At 66.5% G+C, this 22,703-nt stretch carries 22 protein-coding genes; 5 read left to right on the plus strand and 17 right to left on the minus strand.

Annotated elements, in window-relative coordinates:
• Window positions 1-3: 3 nt before the first annotated feature.
• Genes CRM90_RS04215 through CRM90_RS04235 form a run of 5 tightly spaced genes read right to left on the minus strand, consistent with a single transcriptional unit; the run spans window position 4 to window position 3,970 of the window.
• On the minus strand, window positions 4-483 hold the full coding sequence (locus CRM90_RS04215; protein ID WP_102805716.1) for a ribose-5-phosphate isomerase: 480 nt from the start codon (window positions 481-483) through the stop codon (window positions 4-6).
• A gap of 26 nt (window positions 484-509) precedes the next feature.
• Window positions 510-1,445: an isopenicillin N synthase family dioxygenase gene (locus tag CRM90_RS04220; protein ID WP_102805792.1), complete on the minus strand. Its 936-nt coding sequence runs from the start codon at window positions 1,443-1,445 to the stop codon at window positions 510-512.
• 14 nt (window positions 1,446-1,459) lie between these two features.
• On the minus strand, window positions 1,460-1,906 hold the full coding sequence (locus tag CRM90_RS04225; protein WP_102805717.1) for a nucleoside deaminase: 447 nt from the start codon (window positions 1,904-1,906) through the stop codon (window positions 1,460-1,462).
• The gene (locus CRM90_RS04230) at window positions 1,903-3,312 is read right to left on the minus strand and encodes a purine-cytosine permease family protein (protein WP_102805718.1); all 1,410 of its coding nucleotides are present in this window, start codon (window positions 3,310-3,312) and stop codon (window positions 1,903-1,905) included. The genes CRM90_RS04225 and CRM90_RS04230 overlap by 4 nt, the downstream gene beginning before the upstream one ends.
• Window positions 3,313-3,361: 49 nt before the next feature.
• A complete protein-coding gene (locus tag CRM90_RS04235) occupies window positions 3,362-3,970 on the minus strand; it encodes a mycothiol-dependent nitroreductase Rv2466c family protein (RefSeq protein ID WP_102805719.1) in 609 nt (202 codons plus the stop codon).
• An 85-nt stretch (window positions 3,971-4,055) separates the two neighbouring features.
• Between CRM90_RS04235 and pepN the strand changes: the two genes are divergently transcribed.
• Entirely contained in the window at window positions 4,056-6,617 is a 2,562-nt protein-coding gene (pepN, locus tag CRM90_RS04240; protein WP_102805720.1) for an aminopeptidase N, read from the plus strand.
• A 23-nt stretch (window positions 6,618-6,640) separates the two neighbouring features.
• Window positions 6,641-7,000 (plus strand): HNH endonuclease, encoded by a 360-nt coding sequence (locus tag CRM90_RS04245; RefSeq protein ID WP_102805721.1) that lies wholly within the window; start codon window positions 6,641-6,643, stop codon window positions 6,998-7,000.
• 191 nt (window positions 7,001-7,191) lie between these two features.
• On the opposite strand, the gene CRM90_RS04250 is transcribed toward CRM90_RS04245, so the two are convergent.
• Genes CRM90_RS04250 through CRM90_RS04260 form a run of 3 tightly spaced genes read right to left on the minus strand, consistent with a single transcriptional unit; the run spans window position 7,192 to window position 8,547 of the window.
• Window positions 7,192-7,671, minus strand: coding sequence for a DUF5130 domain-containing protein (locus CRM90_RS04250; protein WP_036344307.1), 480 nt, complete (start codon window positions 7,669-7,671; stop codon window positions 7,192-7,194).
• A complete protein-coding gene (ctaJ, locus tag CRM90_RS04255; RefSeq protein WP_102805722.1) occupies window positions 7,658-7,897 on the minus strand; it encodes an aa3-type cytochrome oxidase subunit CtaJ in 240 nt (79 codons plus the stop codon). Before ctaJ ends, CRM90_RS04250 begins: the two co-directional genes overlap by 14 nt.
• 17 nt (window positions 7,898-7,914) lie before the next feature.
• On the minus strand, window positions 7,915-8,547 hold the full coding sequence (locus CRM90_RS04260) for an HNH endonuclease (RefSeq protein ID WP_102805723.1): 633 nt from the start codon (window positions 8,545-8,547) through the stop codon (window positions 7,915-7,917).
• 130 nt (window positions 8,548-8,677) lie between these two features.
• On the opposite strand from CRM90_RS04260, the gene CRM90_RS04265 reads away from it, so the two are divergent.
• Together CRM90_RS04265 and CRM90_RS04270 are read left to right on the plus strand one after the other, a co-directional pair.
• Window positions 8,678-9,088 carry a globin gene (locus CRM90_RS04265; RefSeq protein WP_233209150.1) on the plus strand — a complete coding sequence of 137 codons (411 nt, stop codon included), beginning with the start codon at window positions 8,678-8,680 and terminating at the stop codon, window positions 9,086-9,088.
• Between the two features lie 9 nt (window positions 9,089-9,097).
• Window positions 9,098-10,654: a glycoside hydrolase family 13 protein gene (locus CRM90_RS04270; RefSeq protein WP_102805725.1), complete on the plus strand. Its 1,557-nt coding sequence runs from the start codon at window positions 9,098-9,100 to the stop codon at window positions 10,652-10,654.
• Here CRM90_RS04270 and CRM90_RS04275 read toward each other — a convergent pair.
• The 9 genes from CRM90_RS04275 to CRM90_RS04315 form a co-directional block, all read right to left on the minus strand.
• A complete protein-coding gene (locus CRM90_RS04275) occupies window positions 10,651-11,325 on the minus strand; it encodes a DUF1345 domain-containing protein (protein WP_102805726.1) in 675 nt (224 codons plus the stop codon). The two genes, CRM90_RS04270 and CRM90_RS04275, sit on opposite strands and share 4 nt — an antisense overlap.
• Before the next feature lie 9 nt (window positions 11,326-11,334).
• Window positions 11,335-11,985: a DUF8185 domain-containing protein gene (locus tag CRM90_RS04280; protein ID WP_102805793.1), complete on the minus strand. Its 651-nt coding sequence runs from the start codon at window positions 11,983-11,985 to the stop codon at window positions 11,335-11,337.
• A 29-nt stretch (window positions 11,986-12,014) separates the two neighbouring features.
• Entirely contained in the window at window positions 12,015-12,428 is a 414-nt protein-coding gene (locus CRM90_RS04285; protein ID WP_102805727.1) for an acyl-CoA thioesterase, read from the minus strand.
• Complete coding sequence (locus CRM90_RS04290; RefSeq protein WP_102805728.1) at window positions 12,421-17,241, minus strand: NAD-glutamate dehydrogenase; 4,821 nt, start codon at window positions 17,239-17,241, stop codon at window positions 12,421-12,423. Before CRM90_RS04290 ends, CRM90_RS04285 begins: the two co-directional genes overlap by 8 nt.
• 53 nt (window positions 17,242-17,294) lie before the next feature.
• Entirely contained in the window at window positions 17,295-18,968 is a 1,674-nt protein-coding gene (gene ettA, locus CRM90_RS04295) for an energy-dependent translational throttle protein EttA (protein ID WP_102805794.1), read from the minus strand.
• A 113-nt stretch (window positions 18,969-19,081) separates the two neighbouring features.
• Complete coding sequence (locus tag CRM90_RS04300; RefSeq protein WP_102805729.1) at window positions 19,082-19,537, minus strand: single-stranded DNA-binding protein; 456 nt, start codon at window positions 19,535-19,537, stop codon at window positions 19,082-19,084.
• 126 nt (window positions 19,538-19,663) lie between these two features.
• A complete protein-coding gene (locus CRM90_RS04305) occupies window positions 19,664-20,479 on the minus strand; it encodes an enoyl-CoA hydratase/isomerase family protein (RefSeq protein ID WP_102805730.1) in 816 nt (271 codons plus the stop codon).
• Window positions 20,476-21,183 (minus strand): mycothiol-dependent nitroreductase Rv2466c family protein, encoded by a 708-nt coding sequence (locus CRM90_RS04310; protein WP_102805731.1) that lies wholly within the window; start codon window positions 21,181-21,183, stop codon window positions 20,476-20,478. Before CRM90_RS04310 ends, CRM90_RS04305 begins: the two co-directional genes overlap by 4 nt.
• Window positions 21,180-21,980, minus strand: a complete 801-nt coding sequence (locus CRM90_RS04315) for a maleylpyruvate isomerase family mycothiol-dependent enzyme (protein WP_233209151.1) — start codon at window positions 21,978-21,980, stop codon at window positions 21,180-21,182. The genes CRM90_RS04310 and CRM90_RS04315 overlap by 4 nt, the downstream gene beginning before the upstream one ends.
• A 149-nt stretch (window positions 21,981-22,129) precedes the next feature.
• On the opposite strand from CRM90_RS04315, the gene CRM90_RS04320 reads away from it, so the two are divergent.
• The gene (locus CRM90_RS04320; protein WP_102805732.1) at window positions 22,130-22,687 is read left to right on the plus strand and encodes a TetR/AcrR family transcriptional regulator; all 558 of its coding nucleotides are present in this window, start codon (window positions 22,130-22,132) and stop codon (window positions 22,685-22,687) included.
• Window positions 22,688-22,703: the final 16 nt, after the last annotated feature.

The raw sequence follows: 22,703 nt of genomic DNA on the forward strand, positions 1-22,703 counted from the left end.
AGGTCAGGCCGGGGCGCCGGGCACCGGCGGCGCGACGTGGGTGCGTTCGTACTCGTCGAGGATGTCGATACGGCGTTGGTGCCGTGGCGCTTTCGACCACGGGGTGGACAGGAACGCGTCGACGATCGCCAACGCCTCCTCTTGGGTGTGCATGCGTCCGCCGATGCCGATCAGCTGGGCGTTGTTGTGCTCGCGGGCCAGCGAGGCGGTCTCGGTGCTCCAGGCCAGCGCGCAGCGGGCGCCGGGCACCTTGTTGGCCGCGATCTGCTCGCCATTGCCCGAGCCGCCGAGCACGATGCCCAGGCTGTCGGGGTCGGCGACGGTGCGCACCGCGGCGGCGATGCAGAAGGCCGGGTAGTCGTCGTCGGCGTCGTAGCTGTAGGCGCCGCAGTCGATCGGCTCGTGACCACCGTTTTTCAGGTGCTCGATGATGGCTTGCTTGAGTTCGTATCCGGCATGGTCAGAGCCGAGGTAGACACGCATGGCCGTAACCTTACTTCGGCACGCGGTCAGCCCACAGTAATGGCGTCCAGCCGTTCCTTGATGAACGCCGATGACGTCACCGGCGTCAACCCCGACACCCGCCCGACCGGCGGCTCCAGCGGAGTGATGAGTGCGTCGTGGTTGGCCTCATAGAAATAGATCAGCGAGATCAGGTCCTCTTCGGGTGCGTGCGGCTGCGGGGGCAGCACCCGGTGCCGCCCGGACGGCCAGCGCCGCCCGCTCCAATACTCGAGCAGATCGCCGATGTTGATGGTCAGCGCCGCCGGATCGTACGGCGCATCCTCCCATCCGTCGGCTTCGGAAAAGACTTGCAGCCCACCGGCTCCGGGCTCGCGGTCCAAGATCGTCACGGTGCCGAAGTCGGTGTGCGGGCCGATCCGGAACTGGCCCGGTTCGGGCTCGCCGACCACGCTGACCGGTGGGTAGTGGTTGATGTTCATCGTCCAGGTCGGCCGGTCAGCCAGGGCGACGAAGGGATTCTCTGCCAGCCCCAACGCGTGCGCCATCAGGGCCAGCAGATCGTCGGAGAGCCGGTGTACGGCTGCGGTGTACTCGTTGACCAGCGGCTTCAGCTCGGCCACCTCGGCGGGCCAGACGTTGGGCGCGAACCAGATCCGGTCGACCTCGGCGTCGCCGACAGCCGTTTCCGCACCCAGGCTGTAGCTCTCCTTGAGGTCGGGCGGTGTCTCGGTGCCCTCGGCGTAGGCGTTGGCCTCCGCTCCGGGAGCGATCCAGCCGTGGCCGCCGACCGGCACCGAGTACCGGCGCTTGACGTCGTCGGGCAGGCTGAAGAACTTCCGCGATGCGGCCCGCACGCCGGCGGCCAGCTCGGGATCGATGCCGTGCCCGGTGACCAGGATGAAACCGGCCTGCTGCAGTCCCTCGTCGAGTTCGGCGGCGACGGCGTCGGCCTGCTCTCCCCCGGCGTACCAGCGGGACATGTCGATCGTGGCGATCACTCTGCGACTCCGATGTCCTCGTTCCACAGCTCCGGGTTCTCAGCGATGAAGTCGGTCATCATCGCCACACAGCGCCCGTCGTCGAGCAGCGTGACGTCGACGCCGGATTCGGCCAGCCAGTCGTGGCCGCCGACAAAGGTCCGGCTCTCCCCGATCAGCACTGCACCGATGTTGAACTGACGCACCAGCCCGCTGCAATACCAGCATGGCGAGAGCGTGGTCACCATGATCGTCGAACGGTAGTCGCGCTGGCGGCCGGCATTGCGAAACGCCGCGGTCTCAGCGTGGATCGACGGATCATCGTCCTGCACGCGCATGTTGTGCCCACTGCCCAACAGCTTCCCGTCAGCGCTGAACAACGCCGCCCCGATCGGAATTCCGCCTTCCGCCAATCCCTTTCGGGCCTCGTCGTAGGCGACGTCGAGCATCGCTTCCGGCGTCATACCGCGGTTCGTTCGGCGGTGATCTTCGATCGGCATAGCACAAGATAACTTGCTCCGGCGATCAGGAAGCCGACGAAGAAGGTGATGTCGCCGAGCTGGGGCACCGCTCTGGCGATGTAGCCGACGAACTTCTCCTGGTTGGAGAACAGCAACACCGACACCACCAGGCCGAGGCCGAACGACGCGAATCCGCCCCAGTTCGCATAGCTACGGTCGTAGAGGAATGCGGCGATGGGCTGGCCTCGGCGCAGGTACTGGTCGGCGAACACCACGCCCAGCCAGGGCCCGATCCAGTACGCGATGATCAGCAGGAAGGCCTCGTAGCTCGCGGCGGCGTCGGCCAGCGCCCACCATGCGATGCAGAAGCCCGCGACGCCGAAGAACACCGTGACCAGGGCGCGGGCGATATGGTGCGGCAGCTTCACGCCAATGGTCACGAAAGCCATTGCGCCGGAATAGATGTTGATCGCATTCGCGGCGATCGCGCCTACCGCGATGGCCAGCAGGGTGGCCTTGGCCAGTGGCGAGGCCAGCTCGCTGGTGAACGCTTCGGTCGGGTTGTCGGACAACGCCGGGCCGATGGTCACCGATGCGGCGCCGACGATCTCGAGGATGGCGCACGACAGGAACAGCCCCAGTGAGGCGAACAGTCCGGTGCGCGCCGTCGACACGGTCGCCGGTAGATAGCGGGTGTAGTCGGCGGCATAGGGGGTCCAGCCGGCGGCGTAGCCGAACGCGGTGCCCACGGTCAGCAGGAACCCGCCCAGGCCGCCCATGCCGCCGTCGATCGCGGGTGCGTCGAAGTGGGATTTGGTGAGGATCACGACCGAGGCGACAGCGAAGATCACCGCGAGAACCGGGAACGACCAGCGCTCGAAGGCCTGGACGAGGTTGTGGCCGAAGAAAGCGAACCCGGTCTGGATCAGCACGACGATGACCAGTGCCGCCAGCGGTCCGATGCCGAAGAGGGTGGACAGCGCGAACGCGCCGCTGACGCTGTTGGTGGCGAACCAGCCGACCCCGGCGGTCACCGACATCAGCACGGCAGGCACCGCGTTGCCCTTGAACCCGAACGCCAAGCGGCCCAACACCATCTGCGGCACGCCGTGCAACGGACCCCGGGCGGACAGGAAATAGTGCGCGATCGCGCCGAGCCCGGTGCCGATCACGATTCCGGCGACGGCCTGCCAGAAGGTCATGCCGTAGACGGCCACCGCCAGCACGCCGACGAATATCGTCGCGAACTCCAGATTGGGCGATGTCCACGTCCAGAACAGCTGGCGCGGGTGCCCGTGCCGATCCTCGTGCGCGATGAACTCGTTGCCACCGGGCTCGACGGCCACCAACTTGTCGCGGTAGGTGCCGTCGGATTGCACGCTCGGCTCGGTCGGATCAGCCACTGTCATGGACTAAAAATTGTCTCTACCGAGCCGGCGCGCAACCGGAGGGGAAATTTCAGTCGAACTGCGGGGCTTCGGTCCGCGTCCGCTTCAGCTCCCAGAAGTGCGGATAGGCGGCGAACGTGACCGACGCGTCCCATAACTTGCCGGCTTCCTCACCGCGCGGGATGCGCGACAGGACAGGGCCGAAGAACGCCACACCGTTGATGTGGATGGTCGGGGTACCGACGTCCTCGCCGACGGCGTCCATACCTTCGTGATGGCTCTTGCGCAGAGCGTCGTCGTACGTGTCCGAGGTGGCCGCCTCAGCGAGCTCGGCGGGCAGTCCCACCTCGGCAAGCGACTCGGCGATCACGACATCGAAATCCTTGTTGTCCTGGTCGTGAATCCGGGTGCCCATCGCGGTGTACAGCGGCGACAGGACCTCGCGGCCATGCGCCTGCTCGGCGGCGATCGCGACGCGGACCGGGCCCCACGCCTTCTTCATCATTTCCTGGTACTCCTCGGGCAGGTCCCGGCCTTCGTTGAGCACCGCCAGGCTCATCACCCGGAAGTCGACGTCGATATCGCGAACCTTCTCGACCTCGAGAATCCAGCGGGAGGTGATCCAACACCACGGGCACAGCGGATCGAACCAAAAACCGGCTACTGATTTCTCGGACATGCGGGCTCCTCCCAGCGATGGACGCAGACTTTCAACTCAACCTCTCCCAATAGAACACTGTTCCCACTGCCGCTAGGTTGGACGCGTGGCACTACCCAACCTGACTCGTGACGAGGCCATCGAGCGCGCTGCTCTGGTCACCGTCGGCAACTACTCCATCGCTCTGGATCTGACGACCGGCTCCGAGTCGACCTTCCGATCCACGACGACCGTCGAATTCGAGGCGACACCCGGCGCCGACACCTACATCGACCTGGCCGCCGACGCCGTGCACAGTGCGGTGCTCAACGGCCGCGACATCGATGTGTCGGGATACGACGAGTCCACCGGCATCGCGCTGCAGGGCCTGGCGAAGACCAACGTCCTGGTGATCGACGCGGACTGCCGCTACTCCAACACCGGTGAAGGTCTGCACCGCTTCGTCGACCCGGTCGACAGCGAGGTGTACCTGTACTCGCAGTTCGAAACCGCGGACGCCAAGCGGATGTTCGCCTGCTTCGACCAGCCCGACCTCAAAGCCACCTTCGACGTGACGGTCACAGCACCGTCGCACTGGCAGGTGATCTCCAACGGCGCGACGGTGTCGGTGGACAACGGCATGCACACCTTCGCCACCACCCCGCGGATGAGCACCTACCTGGTGGCGCTGATCGCCGGTCCGTACGCCCGCTGGGACGACGTCTACACCGACGAGCACGGCGAGATTCCGCTCGGGCTGTTCTGTCGCTCGTCGCTCGCCGAATACATGGACGCCGAGCGGCTGTTCACCGAAACCAAGCAGGGCTTCGGCTTCTACCACCGCAACTTCGGGGTGCCGTACGCGTTCGGCAAGTACGACCAGTTGTTCGTGCCCGAATTCAACGCAGGCGCAATGGAGAACGCCGGGGCGGTGACGTTCCTGGAGGACTACGTCTTCCGGTCGAAGGTGACCCGCTACAGCTATGAGCGCCGGGCCGAAACCGTGCTGCACGAGATGGCCCACATGTGGTTCGGCGACCTGGTGACGATGACGTGGTGGGACGACCTGTGGCTCAACGAGTCGTTCGCCACGTTCGCTTCGGTGCTCTGCCAGGCCGAGGCCACCGAGTACGACCAGGCGTGGACCACCTTCGCCAATGTGGAGAAGTCGTGGGCCTACCGCCAGGACCAGTTGCCGTCCACCCATCCGGTGGCCGCCGACATCCCGGATCTGCACGCCGTCGAGGTCAACTTCGACGGCATCACCTACGCCAAGGGCGCCAGCGTGCTCAAGCAGCTCGTCGCCTACGTCGGGTTGGAGCACTTCCTGGCCGGGCTACGTGACTACTTCGCCGCGCACGCCTTCGACAACGCGACGTTCGACGACCTGCTGGGTGCGTTGGAGAAGGCGTCCGGGCGCGACCTGTCCGACTGGGGCCGCCAGTGGCTCAAGACCACCGGGTTGAACACTGTGCGCGCCGACTTCGACGTCGACGACGAGGGCCGGTTCACCCGGTTCGCCATCAATCAGGGCGGTGCGGCACCGGGAGCCGGGGAGACCCGGGTGCACCGGCTCGCGGTCGGCATCTACGACGACGACCCGACGACCGGCAAGCTGGTGCGCGTGCACCGCGAAGAGCTCGACATCTCCGGGTCTGTCACCGAAGTCCCTGCGCTGCAGGGCGTTTCCCGCGGCAAGCTGGTTCTGGTCAACGACGACGACCTCACCTACTGCTCGCTGCGGCTGGACGACGATTCGCTGCGGACGGCACTGAGCCGCATCGCCGACATCGACGAGCCGCTGCCGCGGACGCTGGTGTGGTCGGCGGCGTGGGAGATGACCCGCGACGCCGAGCTGAAGGCCCGCGATTTCGTGGCGCTGGTGATGAGTGGCGTGCAGGCCGAGACCGAGGTCGGGGTGGCTCAGCGGCTGCTGCTGCAGGCGCAGACCGCGCTGAACTCGTATGCCGATCCGCAGTGGGCGTGCGCCAACGGGTGGCCGGCGTTTGCCGACCGGCTGCTGGACCTGGCGCGGGAGTCCTCGCCCGGGTCGGATCATCAGCTCGCGTTCGTCAACGCACTGTGCTCGTCGGTGCTGCAACTGCACCACGTCGCGGTGCTGGCGACTCTGCTGGACAACGAGCCGGCCGAGGTGAACCTGCCCGGTCTGGTGATCGACACCGACCTGCGGTGGCGGATCGTCACCGCGCTGGCCGCGTCCGGCGACATCGACGGCGACGGCGTGCAGACCCCGTTCCTCGACGCCGAGGCGCAGCGTGATCCGACCGCTGCCGGTCGCAGGCACGCGGCCGCGGCGGCAGCCGCCCGCCCGCAGCTCGAGGTCAAGAATGCGGCGTGGCAGCAGGTGATCGAGGACGACACCCTGCCGAACATCACCGCACGCGCGATCATCGGCGGGTTCGTCCAGACCGGACAGAGCGCGCTGCTGCAGCCGTTCACCGAGCGCTATTTCGCGGCGATCCCCGGGGTGTGGGAGCGTCGCTCCAGTGAGGTCGCCCAGACCGTGGTGATCGGGCTGTACCCGTCGTGGGACATCAGCTCCGAAGCCCTGCTGGCCGCCGACAACTTCCTGGCCGGCGAGCTGCCGACGGCGCTGCGCAGGCTCGTGCTGGAAGGCCGGGCCGGTATCGAACGCTCGCTGAAAGCGCGCGCCTTCGACGCGCAGTGATCCCGCGCTGCCAAAATCACGCCATGGCAGCCAGGAACACCCGACGAGCACGCGCGGCGCGCAGACGCACCCGACGGGTGAAAGCGGTGGTCAACGACCTGACCGACGAGCAGTGGGCGATGTTGAAGCTGGCCTGGAACGGCTGCGCCTACTGCGGGGCGACGGGTAAGCCGCTGCAACGGGACTGCGTGATGGCGATATCGCGGGGCGGGCGCTACACGATCGACAACGTGGTGCCCGCCTGCGGGGCGTGCAATGCCAGCAAGTGCAACGACGAGGTCACCGGCTGGCTGCGCCGTAAGCGGCTCGACGAACGGCTGTTCCTCGAGCGGTACGTGCGCATCCGCGCAGAGTTGCTGGCGGCGGCGGAGACTGCGGTATGAGTTTGGTGTCCGCCTTCGAGCGACAATCGATCCCCGCGGATGCTTCCTACGAGATTGAACTCCGTCAGACGGCTACTCGAACTCCCCCTGCGTGCAGTTCAACCTCGCGCAGAACCACCTCTACGCCAGGTGACTGTCGCTGCGAGGCGGGCAGCGAGCGGGTATCCCACCGGCGCCGGCACGCCCGGTGTTTACGGCCTGGAGATCGCCGCCGACATCACCCGCACGGCGCTGACCAAGCCGTCGATCAGGTTGCCTTCTTTGAAGGCCGACGCGGCCGCCGACACCCCGAGCGGGGCAGCCGACTCGGCTCCACGGCCGCGCACGTCGGCGCCGTAGACCACCTCGATGGCCTTCTGGTCCGGTGACACGGCCAGCAGCACCGCGTTGTTCGGCGTCGGCACGTCGGCCAGGATCTCCCGAGCCCGGGCCGCGGTGTCGCCCCCGAGGTCGCCGATGTAGACGGCGAAGCGGGCCTTGGACTGCCGGCTGCCGTACTTCAGCGCATCGTCGAGTTCGACCAGCTGGCTGATCGGGAACGGGTAGTGCACCGACAACTCACCCGGCTCGGTCACCCCGGACAGGCGTCCGCTGGTGGTCACCGCCCAGCCATAGGGCAGGTTGGCCGGATCGACGGTCGCCACCGCGGTGCCGTGGTCACCACTTGCCACTTGCTCCACCTCCCACGTTCACCTCGGCCGAGCCGTGACCGTGATGGCCACCGCCGGGAACCACCTCGTCGACGGCCGCCCACAGGATCGGAGCGTGCGTCCACGGTTCGGACAGCTTGTAGGTCTTTGGGTGCTTGCTCTTGCCGGGGATGAACAGCAAGGCCAACACAGCGGCGAGCCCAAACGGGATGCCCACGAATAGACCGTGGATGACGGCAGCATTCACGTTGCAAACCGTAGCAGTCAGGCCGCGCCCTCACCCAGGTAGCGCACCCAAGCGGGGTCGAGTTCTTTGATGGTGCACAACAACCGCCAGTGCTGGCCCTTCGGCGGCATCGGCACTAGCCGCAACGTCCAGCCCAGTTCGCTCAGCAATTTGTCGGCCTTGCGGTGGTTGCACGTCCCGCAGGCGGCCACGCAGTTCTCCCAGGAATGCTCACCGCCGCGGCTGCGCGGCACCACGTGGTCGACAGTGTCGGCCTTGCCGCCGCAGTATGCGCAGCGGAACCGATCGCGGTGCATCAACGCGGCGCGGGTCATCGGGATGCGAGCCCGGTACGGGACTCGCACGAAGCTGCGCAGCCGGATCACCGACGGCACCACGATCGCCCGCGACGCCGAGTGGATCACCGGCCCAGTCGGGTCGTCGTGCACCACGTCGGCCTTGCCGCACAGCAGCATGATCACCGCCCGGCGCATGGGGAGCGCCGTCAGCGGTTCGTAGGTTGAATTCAGCAACAGCACCCGGCGACGTCCCCACACTGATCCGTCGGCCGGGCTGGGTATGTGAGGGTCGGCGTGCAGGCTGGAACCGGCTACGGACCCGATCGGGCCCGCCGCGGCGCGGTGACCGCGGTTCCGTTTGCGCTGCGACATGCGTCCTCCGCCAACCAGTGCACCACGGATCCGCCGCGATCGCACGGCTATTTGTTCGGTGTTCGCAGGTCAAATCCGTGAACATCGGGTGACGTGGGCTCCGTCTGAGGTGGATGTACACAATGGTGGGGTGACAGAGACTCAGTCCGACGGCGGTGGGCAGACCTTCTACGACGCCGTGGGCGGCCATGACACGTTCCGCACGATCGTGGCCCGTTTCTACGAGCAGGTCCGCGAGGACGAGGTGCTGCTTCCGCTGTATCCCCCCGACGAGCTCGACGATGCCGAGGTCCGGCTGCGCATGTTCCTCGAGCAGTACTGGGGCGGGCCGCGGACCTATTCAGACCTTCGCGGACATCCCCGGCTTCGGATGCGCCACGTCCCGTTCAAGATCGGTTTCATCGAGCGCGACGCATGGCTGCGCTGCATGCACACCGCGGTAGCCTCAATCGACTCCCAGACGCTCGATGACGCGCACCGGCGGGAGCTGCTGGCCTACCTCGAGATGGCCGCGCAGTCGATGGTCAACTCCCCGTTCTAGAGGACACCGATGACCGAAGCCGTCCCGTGGTGGACGAACGCGATTTTCTATCAGGTCTATCCCCGCTCCTTCGCCGACAGCAACGGTGACGGCGTCGGCGATCTCGAGGGCGTCACCGCGCGCCTCGATCACGTGAGCGAGCTCGGCGTCGACGCGATCTGGCTCAACCCGGTGATGGTCTCCCCCATGGCCGATCACGGCTACGACGTGGCCGACCCCCGCGACGTCGACCCGCTCTTCGGCGGTCTCGGCGCCCTGGAGCGGTTGATCACCGAGGCGCATGCCCGCGGCATCCGCATCACGATGGATCTGGTGCCCAACCACACCAGTTCGCAGCACGCCTGGTTCCAGACCGCGCTGGCCGCCGCACCGGGAAGTAGTGAACGGCAACGCTATATCTTCCGCGACGGCCTGGGACCGGACGGCGCTCAGCCGCCCAACAACTGGGTATCGGTGTTCGGCGGGCCGGCCTGGACCCGGGTCGCCGACGGCCAGTGGTACCTGCACCTGTTCGACTCCGAACAGCCAGACCTCAACTGGGACAACCCCGAAGTATTCGCGGACCTGGAGAAGACACTGCGGTTCTGGCTGGACCGCGGGGTCGACGGTTTCCGCATCGACGTCGCGCACGGCATGGCCAAACCGCCCGGTCTGCCGGACATGACGAACCCGGACGTCGAGATGCTCACCCTCGATGACCACGATCCCCGGTTCAACCACGAGGGCGTCCACGACATCCACCGCGGTATCCGCTCGGTGCTCGACGACTATCCCCATGCGGTGACGATCGGCGAGATCTGGGTGTTCGACAACGCGGACTTCGCCAAGTATCTGCGGCCCGACGAATTGCACATGGGCTTCAATTTCCGTTTGGTACGAGCCGAATTCAACCCGGCCAGCGTTCGCGGTGCGATCGAGAACGCGTTGGCCGCGGCAGCGCTGGCAGACGCCAGCCCTACCTGGACGCTGTCCAACCACGACGTGGAGCGCGAGGTCTCCCGCTACGGCGACGGCGCCGCCGGGCTCACCCGGGCACGCGCGATGGCGATGGTCATGCTGGCGCTGCCCGGTGCGGTGTTCCTCTACAACGGGGAAGAGCTGGGGTTGCCCAACGTCGACCTGCCCGACGAGGCGCTGCAGGATCCGGTGTGGGAGCGATCGAAGCACACCGAACGCGGCCGCGACGGCTGCCGGGTCCCGATGCCGTGGTCGGGTGACACACCGCCGTTCGGCTTCTCGTCGAACCCGGACACCTGGCTACCGATGCCGCCGGACTGGTCCACCGTGACCGTCGAACGCCAACTCGCCGAACCGGATTCGACGCTGCTCTTCTTCCGCACGATCCTGCGGCTGCGGCGCAGCCACTTTCACTTCACCGAATTCGACGTGGAGTGGCTCCTTCTGCGCGACGACGCGCTGGCGTTCCTGTCGGCCGGGATGTTGTGCGTGCTGAACACCGGCCGCACGCCACTCGAGCTGCCCGCCGGCGATGTGCTCGCCGCCAGTGCGCCATTGGTCGGCGGGCAGTTGCCTCCCGATTCGGCGGCGTGGGTCGTGACCGGCTAGACGCCTGCGGCCAGCAGGTTCACCACCGACGCGACGATGATCGAGCCGAACACGAACGACAGCAGCCCGTGGCCCAGCGCGGTGGCCCGCATCCGCGTCGAGGTCAGGTTGGTGTCGGAGATCGCGAAGCTCATCCCGACGGCGAAGCCGACGTAGAAGAAATCCTTGAAGCAGGGTTGATCTTTGTGGCCGGGCGGACTGTTGAAGTCGATTCCGCCGGGCTGCTTCGAGTCGAAATAGTGCTTGGCGTAGATGATCGCGTACAGCGTGTGGATGGTCAGCCAGGACAGTACGACGCTGCCGACGGCCATCCAGCCCGCACCCGAATCGTGCCGGACGCCGCCTGCCGCATCCTGGCTGCGGCCCAACAGGACCCAGACCCCGACCAGGCTGGCGGCCGCGCCGCCGAGCACCAAAGCCGTGACGACCCACGGCAGCGGCTGCTCCTGACTGGCGTGCTGCTTGGTCTCCTTGTGGTCGAAACCCCACAGCGCCAGCCACGTCCAGCCGGTGAAGATCAGCGCGAGCGCCGTCCACCCGCCGAGCAGCGACAGCATGCCGTTCTGGCGCCACAGCACGGCAGTCACGACCGCGCCGACCGCACCCCCGACCGTCACGCGGGCGGCCGGGCGGCTCCAGAACGGCAGGGTGCCGTGGACGTTGTCAGCCACGCGCGGATACTAACGCAGCACCAGCGCGGGATCGCCGCGTCGGCGATACACCGATCCGAACCGCGCGTCGATCCGCAACCACGTCGGCGACAGCCGCACCCGGACGATCTCGTCTTCACCCGGCGGTTCCGGCATGAATCCCATTGCGGTCAAAGCGAACACACACCGCATCGGCACGCCGACCTCGGTGTCACCCGAACTCACCCGCAGCACGTCCTGATCCAGCAGCGACGCCGGCGGTCCGTGCGCGCTGCTGTGCTCCTTGGCCAGGTCGGCACCCCGCTGGGCCAGGTCGATCAGAACTGCGGCCGGCACATCGTCGAGGTGGGTGAAGCCGCTGTCCGGCGGCAGAACGCCGCGCCAAGCGGAATCCATCGGAAAGCCGGGATCCACCCGGCCGGACACCTCGCGATTACGGAGGCCGCGGGCTAATTCGTCTGCTCCGCAGGACAAGTCGGCGGGTCTGATCTCACCGGCGACTGCCCGTACCGCGAGCACGTCGAACCCCGTGGCCACCCAGGCCGTCACCACGCCGTCGGCCCGCGCCCGCAGCCGGACCACCGCGGCTTCGTCGAGGCGCAGCGCATGTTCGACGAACACCGCCAGATCGCTGCGGACGACAGCGTCGGGAATGACCAAGGCACGTTCGGGCGGTGACATCCCCCGGTCGCCCCGCTCCTGCCCGCCGGTCATCGCTGCCAGCGCTGGAGGTACTCCCGATGCTTGGGCGAAAGCCGCACCAACCGTTGCTCTTTGATGTGCACCGCAGCCAGCTGTGTCTCGGCGATCACCGACGGTCGTGAGTCCGGCGCGGCGTTGAGCGATCGCACCTCATAGCCGAGGGTGAAATCCACGGCGCGCAGCCGCTTGGTCCACATCGTCACCTGCAGTGGTGAATCGTCCAACCGCAGTTGGCCTTTGTAGAGCACCTGGACCTCGTGGATGAGCAAACCGATGGTGGTGATGTCCTCGGCGAACGGCTCGGCCAGGAAGTCGACCCGCGCCTCCTCCAGGATCGTCACCATCGTGGCGTGGTTGATGTGCTGATACATGTCGATGTCCGACCAGCGCACGTGCACGCCGGTGGTGAATCCATTAACCACTTGACCCTGTTCCACTCGTCCTGGTCATGCTTCGGATCTGGCGTGCCGCCACCGACAGTGTGGCCAGGTCACGTTCGTCGTCGGCATAGATCTCGGCCAGCGTGCGACGTGCCCGCTCGACCCGGGATCCGTTGGTGTGCTCCCACTCGGCGATCTTCTCCTCCCCCGTCTCCTCGGGCTCGCCGACCGCCAGCACGTCGAGGCACAGTGCCCGCAACGATCCGTAGATGTCGTCGCGAATGGCCAAGCGTGCCAACGAATGCCAGCGGTCGTCGCGAGGGAGTCCGGACACCGCGGTCAGCAGACCGTCGGTGCTCAGGTGATCCATCAGGGCGAAGTAGGTGTCAGCGACCTCGGCAGGATCCCGGTCGACGATGTCGGCGATGTCGATCACGTCGAGCAGGCTGTACTGGTACAGGCCGGTGGCCACCGTGTAGGCCAGATCGGCCGGGGCGCCGTGCGCTTCGAACTCACCGGCCTCCTTGGCCACGATCGCCTTGTCGTCGCCGCGCAGCCAGTGCGACATCCGCGGCGTCAGCTCGGCCAGCGTCGCGGCGAACCGGTTGATCTCAGCGCCGACGGCCAGCGGCTGCGGCCGGTAGTTCAGCAGCCAGCGCGACGCCCGGTCCAGCAGGCGACGCAGATCCAGGGTCATCCGGTCGGACACGTTGACCGGCAACCCTTCCCGCGATGCGTCGAGGATGCGCTGCCAGACCTTGGTGATCCCGAAGATCGCGTCGGTGGCCACGAACGTGCGGACCGCGTCGACGTATCCCACACCGGTGTCCTCGGTGACCCGGTAGGCGAAGGTGATGCCGCCGGTGTCGACCACATTATTGACCAACATCGTCGTGGTGATCTCCCGGCGCAGCTGGTGGCCGCGGATTTCAGCTGCGAAGTGGTCACGCAGCTGGCTCGGGAAGTATTGCGGCAGCCGCGCGGCGAACACCTCCTGGTCGGGCAGCTCGCTGGCCAGCACGTCGTCCTTGAGGGACAGCTTCACGTGGGCCATCAGGGTCGCCAATTCCGGGGAGGTCAGCCCGATGCCCACCTCTTGGCGGCGGCGGATCTCCTTGTTCGACGGCAACGCCTCCAGCCCGCGATTGAGTCCGCGCCGCTCCTCGAGCTCGACGATCTGGCGGGCGTGCACGTTGAGCAGCGTCGCGGCGTTGGCCCGGCTGGTGCCCATCAGATCGTTCTGGTCGACGTTGTCGGTCAGGACCAGCCGCGACACCTCGTCGGTCATCGAGGCCAGCAGCGCGGTGCGCTCGTCGGCGCTCACCTTGCCCGCGGTGACCAACGAGTCGACCAGGATCTTGATGTTGACCTCGTGGTCGCTGCAGTCCACGCCGGCGGAATTGTCCATGGCGTCGGTATTGATGCGGCCACCGCACAGGTCGAACTCGACCCGGCCCAGTGAGGTCACCCCGAGGTTGCCGCCCTCGCCGATCACCTTGGCGCGCACCTGGTTTCCGTTCACGCGGATGGTGTCGTTGGCGCGGTCACCAACTTCGGCATCGGATTCGGACTCGGCTTTGATGTAGGTGCCGATGCCGCCGTTGAACCACAGATCCACCGGGGCTTGCATGATGGCCTTCATCAGCGCGGGCGGGGTGACCTCGTCGGCCTCGCCCTGCAGGCCGAGCGCGGCACGCATCTGCGGGCTGACCGGAATCGACTTCTGCTGGCGGCTGAACACGCCTCCGCCCGCACTGATCAGGCTGGGATCGTAGTCCTCCCAGCTCGACCGGGGCAGCTCGAACAGCCGACGCCGCTCCTGCCACGACCGCTCCGCGTCCGGGTCCGGATCGATGAAGATGTGCCGGTGGTCGAACGCGGCGATCAGCCGGATGTGGTGCGACAGCAGCATTCCGTTGCCGAAGACGTCGCCGCTCATGTCACCCACTCCGACGACGGTGAAGTCCTGGGTCTGGGTGTCCACGCCCATCTCGCGGAAGTGCCGTTTGACCGACTCCCAGGCGCCTTTGGCGGTGATGCCCATGGCCTTGTGGTCGTAACCGACCGAACCGCCGGAGGCGAACGCGTCGCCCAGCCAGAAGCCGTACGACTGGGCAACGTCGTTGGCGATGTCGGAGAAGGTGGCGGTGCCCTTGTCGGCGGCGACGACGAGGTAGGCGTCGTCGCCGTCGCGGCGGACCACCCGGGGCGGGGTGATGACCTGTCCGGTAGCCCGGTCGACGTTGTCGGTGACATCGAGTAGGCCGGCGATGAACAGCCGGTAACAGGCGATTCCCTCGTGGCGGAACGCATCCCGGTCCGCGGCGGCATCCCCGAGCGGCGCGGGTGGCTTCTTGACGACGAATCCGCCCTTGGCGCCGACGGGCACGATCACCGCATTCTTGACGGCCTGGGCTTTGACCAGGCCGAGGATTTCGGTGCGGAAATCCTCCCGGCGATCCGACCACCGCAAGCCACCGCGCGCAACGTGACCGAACCGCAGATGCACGCCCTCGACCCGAGGTGAGTAGACGAAGATCTCGAATTTCGGCCGGGGCAGCGGTAATTCGCCGATCAGCTGCGGGTCGAGTTTCAGCGACAGCACGTTCTGCGCATGCGCCGAGTCTTCGCTGGTGACGAAGTAGTTGGTCCGAAGCGTCGCCTGGATCATCGTCGCGAACGCCCGCAGCACCCGGTCGGTGTCGAGGCTGACCAGTGCGTCGATGTCGGCGGACACCGCGTCGGCCGCGGCGAGCGCGTCCAGGCCCTTGTCGGCGGAGTCCGGGTCGAATATCGCCTCGAAGAGGGTGACCAGTGAACGCGCAGTACCCGGATTACCGTTGAGCACCGACTCGATGTGCGACTGGCTGTAGGGAAAAGCCGCCTGCCGCAAGTACTTCGCGTAGGCGCGCAGCACCGCGACCTGCTGCCAGGTGAGCCCGGCGCGCAGCACCAGTTCGTTGAACCGGTCGATCTCGGCGCGCCCCTGCCAGATGGCGGTGACGGCATCGGCGAACCGTTGCGCGGTGGCGTCCCACTCCTCCTGGCTGGCAGCTTCTGGCATCGACGCGTCCGGCCGGATCTTGAACTGGTAGATCCAGACCTTCAGTCCGTCCGGGCGCACCACGGTGAACGGGCGCTCCTCGAGCACCAGCACTCCCATGCACTGCAGCATCGGCAGCAGATGACTCAGGGATGCGGTCGACCCGCCGAGGTACCAGGTGAGGAAGGCCTCATTGCCCTCGTCGCCTTCCTCGAACTGCAGTTTGACCGAATCCTCCTGCAACGCTTCGATGAAGCCGATGTCGGTGATCGCCTCCGTCGAGGTGACGGCCTGCTTGAACGTTTCGGGCAGCGCTTCGGCGTAGTGTTCGGCGATCGCCTGGTCGATCTTGCCGGTCCGTGCCGAACCGATCAGCCGGTCACCCCACGTGCGCAGCGCCTCGGTGAGCAGGCCCTGCACCCGGGTGCGGTTCTGCTCGCTGTCGTCGATCGACTCACGTGTTGAGCTGTCCGGCAGTCGCACCGTGAAATGAACCACCGCCCAGGGTGATTCACTGACCCGCGCGGTGTAGTCGATGCTCAGACCGCCGAACTCACGCACCAGGATGTCCTGCATCGCCAGCCGCACAACGGTGGTGTAGCGGTCGCGGGGCAGATACACCAGGGCGGATACGAATTGGCCTAGTTGGGCGGCACGCAGAAACAGTAGGGCGCGACGGCGCGAGCCGAGGTCGACGACGGCAATCGCCATCGCCAGCAGCTGCTCGGCGGTCAGCGAGAATAGCTCCGAGCGCGGAATGGTCTGGATGATGTCGAGCATCAGCTGCCCGGGGTGGCTGGGGTCGCTCTTCGACATCGCCAGCACGTCGCGCACCCGCCGCGAAATCAGTGGAATGTCAAGCACGTTGGCGCTCATCGCCGCCGCCGTGAACAGCCCGACGAACCGGTGTTCCACATCCCCGGAGGTCATGTGCTCGCGGATCACCACGATGTACGGGTACGCCCCGTAGCGCAGGAAGCTGGGCATGGTGGCCTGCGCCAGCACCAGCACATCGCCGGGGTTGGTGAGCTCGGGCAGCACCTCGGTGCGCAACCGCGCCACACCCAGCCTGCTGGATTCGACGACGGTGGCGACCCCATCGCGCACCGTGCAGTCCTGACAGCCCAGCAGGATGAAGTGGCCGTCGGACAGCCACCGCAACAGGTCGGCGACGTCGCTGCGGTCCGCGCCGACGAATCGGCTTCCCGTGTCGGTGTCGATCTCGCGGGCGAGGTCGTGCAGCGCGGCGGACAGCGCCGTCGAATCCAGCGCCACCTGCCGGGCGTCGGCCACCGCCATCGGCAGCATCCGCTCTGCCTCGGCCAGCGCCTTGCGGTTCACCGACGGCGAGAGTTGGACATGGATCCACGATTCGTCGATCCCGTCGGACTCCGGGCCTGCCGGTTCGTTCATCGACGACGGCCGTACGTCCAGCAGCTCTCCGGTTGCGCTGCGCCGCACCCGGAAGACCGGGTTCATCAACGCGACATAGCTGACGCCGAGCCGATGCAGCAGCACGGTGACCGAATCCAGGAGCATGGTGGCCTGGTCGGTGACGATCTGCAGCGCGGGCCCGAAGCCGCCGGGATCGTCGCCGGGATAAACCGCGACCAGTGTCTCGCCGACGGACCGGACGCGCGCCAGCCGCTCGTGGGCGGCAATCAGCTCAGTGGGCACCGCCTGCTCGGCGGCCGCCGCGACCAGCGGACCGGTGTCGGTGGCGTCAACGTCGGGGGCCCCGCCGTGCGGCCCGCGATAGGTGGCGAGATAGGCCTCACCCAGTGACTCGGTAGCTTTGGGGTCAACCGTCATACCTGCGACTCCTGATCAGCGTGCGAACCGACGCTGGTCCGCAGCCGCCAACATTAGTCGCGTGTGAGCCTGCGGTGGGTGACCCTGTGCGGACGGGCCGCGTCGGCTCCCATTCGCTCGATCTTGTTCTCCTCGTAGGCACCGAAGTTACCTTCGAACCAGAACCACTTGGCCTCGTTGTCGTCGTCGCCCTCCCACGCCAGGATGTGCGTGCAGGTGCGGTCCAGGAACCAGCGGTCGTGGCTGATCACCACCGCGCAGCCCGGGAAGTTCTCCAACGCGTTCTCCAGCGAGGACAGCGTTTCGACGTCGAGGTCGTTGGTGGGCTCGTCGAGCAGGATCAGGTTGCCGCCCTCCTTGAGGGTCAGCGCCAGGTTGAGCCGGTTGCGCTCACCACCGGAGAGCACGCCGGCCGGCTTCTGCTGATCGGGCCCCTTGAACCCGAACGCCGACACGTACGCCCGCGACGGAATCTCGTTCTGACCGACCTCGATGTAGTCGAGACCGTCCGAAACCACCTGCCACACCGTCTTTTTCGGGTCGATGCCGGCGCGGCTCTGGTCGACATAGCTCAGCTTGACGGTGTCGCCGACCCGCACGGATCCGCTGTCGGGCTGTTCCAGTCCGACGATGGTCTTGAACAGGGTGGTCTTACCGACACCGTTGGGGCCGATGACGCCGACGATGCCGTTGCGGGGCAACGTGAACGACAGGTCCTTGATCAGCGTGCGGCCCTCAAACCCCTTGTCGAGGTGCTCGACCTCGACCACCACGCTGCCCAGCCGCGGCGGAGCCGGGATCTGGATTTCCTCGAAGTCGAGCTTCCGTGTCTTCTCCGCCTCGGCGACCATCTCCTCGTACCGGCCGAGGCGAGCCTTGTTCTTGGCCTGCCGGGCCTTGGCGCCGGAGCGCACCCAGGCCAGTTCCTCCTTGAGGCGCTTCTGCAGCTTCTGGTCCTTCTTGCCCTGCACCTCGAGGCGCTCGGCCTTCTTCTCCAGATAGGTCGAGTAGTTGCCCTCGTACGGGTAGGCGCGGCCGCGGTCGAGTTCGAGGATCCACTCGGCGACGTTGTCCAGGAAGTACCGGTCGTGGGTGACGGCCAGGATCGCGCCCTTGTAAGCGGCGAGGTGCTGTTCGAGCCACAGCACGCTCTCGGCGTCGAGGTGGTTGGTCGGCTCGTCGAGCAGCAGCAGGTCCGGCTTGGACAGCAGCAGTTTGCAGAGCGCCACGCGACGCTTTTCGCCACCGGACAGGTGCGTCACCGGCTCGTCCGGCGGCGGGCAGCGCAACGCGTCCATCGCCTGCTCGAGCTGCGAATCGATGTCCCAGGCGTCCTCGGCGTCCAGTTCCTCCTGGAGCTTGCCCATCTCGTCCATGAGCTCGTCGGTGTAGTCGGTGGCCATCAGCTCGGCCACTTCGTTGTACCGGTTGAGCTTGGCTTTGATCGCCACGCCCTCTTCGACGTTCTCCCGGACGGTCTTGGTCTCGTCGAGCTGCGGCTCCTGCATGAGGATGCCGACCGTGGCTCCCGGCGCCAGCATCGCGTCGCCGTTGTTGGCCTGGTCCAGGCCGGCCATGATCTTCAGCACGCTGGACTTACCCGCACCGTTGGGGCCGACGACGCCGATCTTGGCTCCGGGCAGGAAGGCGAGCGTGACGTCATCGAGGATGACCTTGTCGCCGTGTGCCTTGCGGACCTTGCGCATCGTGTAGATGTATTCGGCCATTGCCGCGGGGGTGCCTTCCGTCTTTGTCGTGAAATGCTCGCCGACCATCCTAGGCGCGCCACGGCCAGGCCTCGCGGCCGCGCTGGACCACGCCAGCGCGGCCACCGCCTCCGCTACGCCGAGAAGGCCAGATCAGCTGTCTGCTCGACATCGTCGGCGGCGTCGGGCTGGTCCTCGGCGAGCGGCTCGGCATCGACCGCTTCGGCCGGCTTGGACTGAGTCTGCTCGAAGCGGATGATCGCCCGCGACAGGTCGGGGCCGACCGCCGTGGCCCGCATCTCCAGCGAAGACCGCCGGACGCCGTCCTTGTCGTCGTACTCGCTGGTGAACACGTCGCCGACGACGATCACCGGGGCGCCCTTGTACAGGCCGGCGCCGACGCCGGTGACCAACTTGCCCCAGCAGTTGACGGTGATGAACAAGGAGTTGCCGGGCTCCCAGGTGCCGTCTCCCGTGCGGCGCCTGGAGTTACTGGCCACCCGGAAGCTGATCACTTCCTGGTCGCCGACGACTCGGCGGCGAAGGTCGGTGACAACGCGGCCGACGACGGTGAGATGGGTTTCGAACATGACTTGGGTCCTTTCCATTGGCGTGAGTTGCGCCTCCAGTGAGCCGTAGCTCACCGACGACCACGCGACAGGAATGGCCCGAACAGGCGCCCGTTGTGGATCAGTTGGGATCTGTGGACAACTGCCTCAGCCGGTGACGTCCGACTGCGTCTCGCGTGTCCGATTGAACCTGGGTTGCCGCTTCTCGAGGAAGGCCGTGAGGCCCTCGACCATGTCCGGACTGCCCAATGTGGCGTGGACGGCCGCTCGCTCGTCGTGTAACGACTCGGCTAGCGTCCTGTCCTCACTTGCCACCAAACACCGCAGCATCGCGGCCACCGCGCTCCTCGGTTGCCTCGCCAGTTCTTCACCGAGATCCATTGCCCGCTGTTTGAGTTCAGCGTTGGGCCAGACCTCGGTGACCAGACCCAGGGCCAGCGCTTCCCGACCCGAGACGGTCTTGGCCCGCAGAATCAGATCGACCGCGCGGTCACGACCGATGCATCGCACCAGCCGCGCACTGCCGCCCCAGGCCGGAACCGTTCCCAAATGCAGTTCCGGCAGACCAATTTTCGCTCCCTCTTCGGCGGCAAGCCGGAAATGGCAGGCCAGTGGGAGCTCCAGGCCGCCCCCGAGACAATTGCCGAACAGAGTCGCGATCCAGGGTTTGTCCATGTTCTCAATCGCGGAGAGCACACGGAGCCGCTGATCGAAGATTTCGTCGAGCTCGGTCGGCCGCCCTAGGGAGCCGGCCAACTCTTTGAGATTCATTCCGACCGAGAAGTTCCGGTCACCCGCCGCGGTGAGGACGACTGAGCGGATCTGCTCGTCGGCGGCGATGTCGGCGACGAGTGACTCCAGTGAATCCATGAACGCGAACGACATTCGGTTGAAAGGCGCATCGTCGATCGTCACGACAGCGACCGCGCCGCGCGTGTCATAGGCCAGGCCGCCTCCGGTCACCGCTGAACTCCCCCGTCGCCGAAGCTGATGACCTCGCCCCGGTTGATCGACACCCAGTCGCGCGCTTCCAAATACGGCCGGAACGTCTCGGCGATCAGCCGTTCGTCAGCCGGTGTCTTTGGCCGCTGGAGTTCGTAGAGATGCGGGAATTCCGTCCACGCGACGACGGCGTCCCACAGCCGAACCGCCGCGTCGCCGGTGGGCGGGTCAATGAGCACCGGGCCGAACAAACATTGCCCGTCGGGGAAGAACAGTGTCGGCACGCCATAGCCATCGGCTGCCACCACCCGCCTGTGGTCGGCCAGCACCTCATCGCCGGTCGTGGGATCAGCGACCGCCTGGTCCACCAACCTCGGATCGAAACCCAGCTCGTCAAGAAGATGGCGCGCCACCGCCGGATCGTGCGGTTTGTGCCCCTCGACGTGCAGGGCCCGGCCGGCCCGCTGATACCAAGCCCCCACATCGCCCATCGACTGCCGCCGCAACAGGGCTCCGATGCGCATCATCGACCAGCCATAGGACCAGGCCCGTTCCCACGGGTGCTTCTTGCCCTCTGTGCGATTGATCTCCTCGAGGCTGAAGAACCGCCAGTTCACCACCAGCCCCGTCCGGTCCGCCACCTCGCGGATCCACCGCGAGGTCTGGTAGGCGTAGGGACACATCACGTCGAAGTGGAAGTCGACGAACTCCGGCCGCCCGCTCACATCGTGAACCGCAGGTTGCGGGCGGCACGCTCACCGAGTTCGGCGTCACCGGTCCAGCTGACCGCACCCGAATCGATCTGGGCCTGCGGATCGATGCGCCCGCACGCCAGCATGATGAACGTCGTCGAGTCCGTGCACAGCGTGGCATCCGGATGATCAAGGTGGTCAACCAGTTTCGCGCGTCCATCAACCGCGACGTCGATCTCCCGAACAAGCGGACCGGTCAGTTTGAAGGCAATACTGCTGCCCTCAGGCACACCCACCTTCTTGCCGGCGATGTAGCCGATCGAGCTCTCGACCTGGGCGAGCGCGAGCTCGGCCGCGAGACCGTCATCGTCGGTCGCGCGGCCCAGTGGAATCGTGATGTCGCGGACGTGCACCCAGAAATCGAAGACCCGGATCTCCAGGAAGCGCCCGTAAGTACCTGGACCGACCGGCATCCACGACGGCCGGTCCAGATCGGCGGCACTCAGCGCGCTCAGATCCCGCCGACGCTCGGCGAAGACGCTCCGCACCTTCTCGACCAGCACCGCCGGATCGTCGGTCCCGGCCAGGAACTCCGCCGCCCGCTCGAACGGCGGTGGCGTGGTGTTGTCCTGCGGCAGCCACCCGGCCATCACGGCCTCGATGCTGGCGACGTGCTGAACAACAGCGCGCATATCCCAGTCCGGGCACAGCGACTGCGCCCTCCAGTCGGCGTCACTCAGATCAGCGCACAGGCTTTCGATCGACGTGTAACAGGCCTCCAGCGCGGTGGCGATTCTGCTCACGCTGCCGGCTTCCGGCGTTGTCAACACGGTTCTCCTTTACAACAAGGGCGCCACGGGGACGTGGCCAGGCACGCGCCGACTCGGGCGTGACTTCTGCCACTTTCTGACATTTACGATAATTTGTTAATGAGAGTTAACGATCCGTAAGTTTTGTCGGGAGAGATAGACTCCGAGCCGTGGCTGTCGTCGACCTTCGCGCCGAAACCAGGGCTTTCAGTCGTGCTCGGCTCAGAGAACTTGCGCTGGACACCGCCCGCCACGTCGTGCTCGAACGGGGCTGGTCAGCAGTGCGAATGGGCTCAATCGCGGAATCGATCGGCATCAGCAGGCAGAGCCTGCACGCCGAGTTCGGCACCAAAGACGACCTGGGAGTAGCCCTGGTTCAGCGCGAGACGTCGATCTTTTTCGACGGCGTTCAGGCGCGGCTGGCTCAACACCCCGGTGACCTCTCCGGTGCAGTGCAGGAAGCCAGCCGCTACATCCTCGATGTCGTACGGGACAATCCGCTGTTGCAGACGATCCTGACCCGTTCGCCCGATCACAGCGATCTGTCGCTGCTACCTCTCATCACGACCCGTGGTGACCCATTGATCAACCGCGGTATGGAGGTTTTCGGCGGATGGGTCAGCGCTCAATGGCCTTCGCTGGACCCCGCGGATACTCAGCTGATGGTCGAAAGTGTTGTGCGCCTGTCACCCGACTTGGCTCAATTTAGTGTTCAAGTCCGTGGCTGATCTTGGCGAGGGCGTC

This window comes from Mycobacterium sp. ENV421 (genome assembly GCF_002887815.1).
GTDB lineage: Bacteria > Actinomycetota > Actinomycetes > Mycobacteriales > Mycobacteriaceae > Mycobacterium.

What these genes read in the sequence shown, in the direction of transcription:
- CRM90_RS04215 (WP_102805716.1), bottom strand. Translation starts at nt 483, where the DNA reads ATGCGTGTCTACCTCGGCTCTGACCATGCCGGATACGAACTCAAGCAA.
- CRM90_RS04220 (WP_102805792.1), bottom strand. Translation starts at nt 1,445, where the DNA reads ATGTCCCGCTGGTACGCCGGGGGAGAGCAGGCCGACGCCGTCGCCGCC.
- CRM90_RS04225 (WP_102805717.1), bottom strand. Translation starts at nt 1,906, where the DNA reads ATGACGCCGGAAGCGATGCTCGACGTCGCCTACGACGAGGCCCGAAAG.
- CRM90_RS04230 (WP_102805718.1), bottom strand. Translation starts at nt 3,312, where the DNA reads ATGACAGTGGCTGATCCGACCGAGCCGAGCGTGCAATCCGACGGCACC.
- CRM90_RS04235 (WP_102805719.1), bottom strand. Translation starts at nt 3,970, where the DNA reads ATGTCCGAGAAATCAGTAGCCGGTTTTTGGTTCGATCCGCTGTGCCCG.
- CRM90_RS04245 (WP_102805721.1), top strand. Translation starts at nt 6,641, where the DNA reads ATGGCAGCCAGGAACACCCGACGAGCACGCGCGGCGCGCAGACGCACC.
- CRM90_RS04260 (WP_102805723.1), bottom strand. Translation starts at nt 8,547, where the DNA reads ATGTCGCAGCGCAAACGGAACCGCGGTCACCGCGCCGCGGCGGGCCCG.
- CRM90_RS04270 (WP_102805725.1), top strand. Translation starts at nt 9,098, where the DNA reads ATGACCGAAGCCGTCCCGTGGTGGACGAACGCGATTTTCTATCAGGTC.
- CRM90_RS04280 (WP_102805793.1), bottom strand. Translation starts at nt 11,985, where the DNA reads ATGTCACCGCCCGAACGTGCCTTGGTCATTCCCGACGCTGTCGTCCGC.
- CRM90_RS04290 (WP_102805728.1), bottom strand. Translation starts at nt 17,241, where the DNA reads ATGACGGTTGACCCCAAAGCTACCGAGTCACTGGGTGAGGCCTATCTC.
- ettA (WP_102805794.1), bottom strand. Translation starts at nt 18,968, where the DNA reads ATGGCCGAATACATCTACACGATGCGCAAGGTCCGCAAGGCACACGGC.
- CRM90_RS04300 (WP_102805729.1), bottom strand. Translation starts at nt 19,537, where the DNA reads ATGTTCGAAACCCATCTCACCGTCGTCGGCCGCGTTGTCACCGACCTT.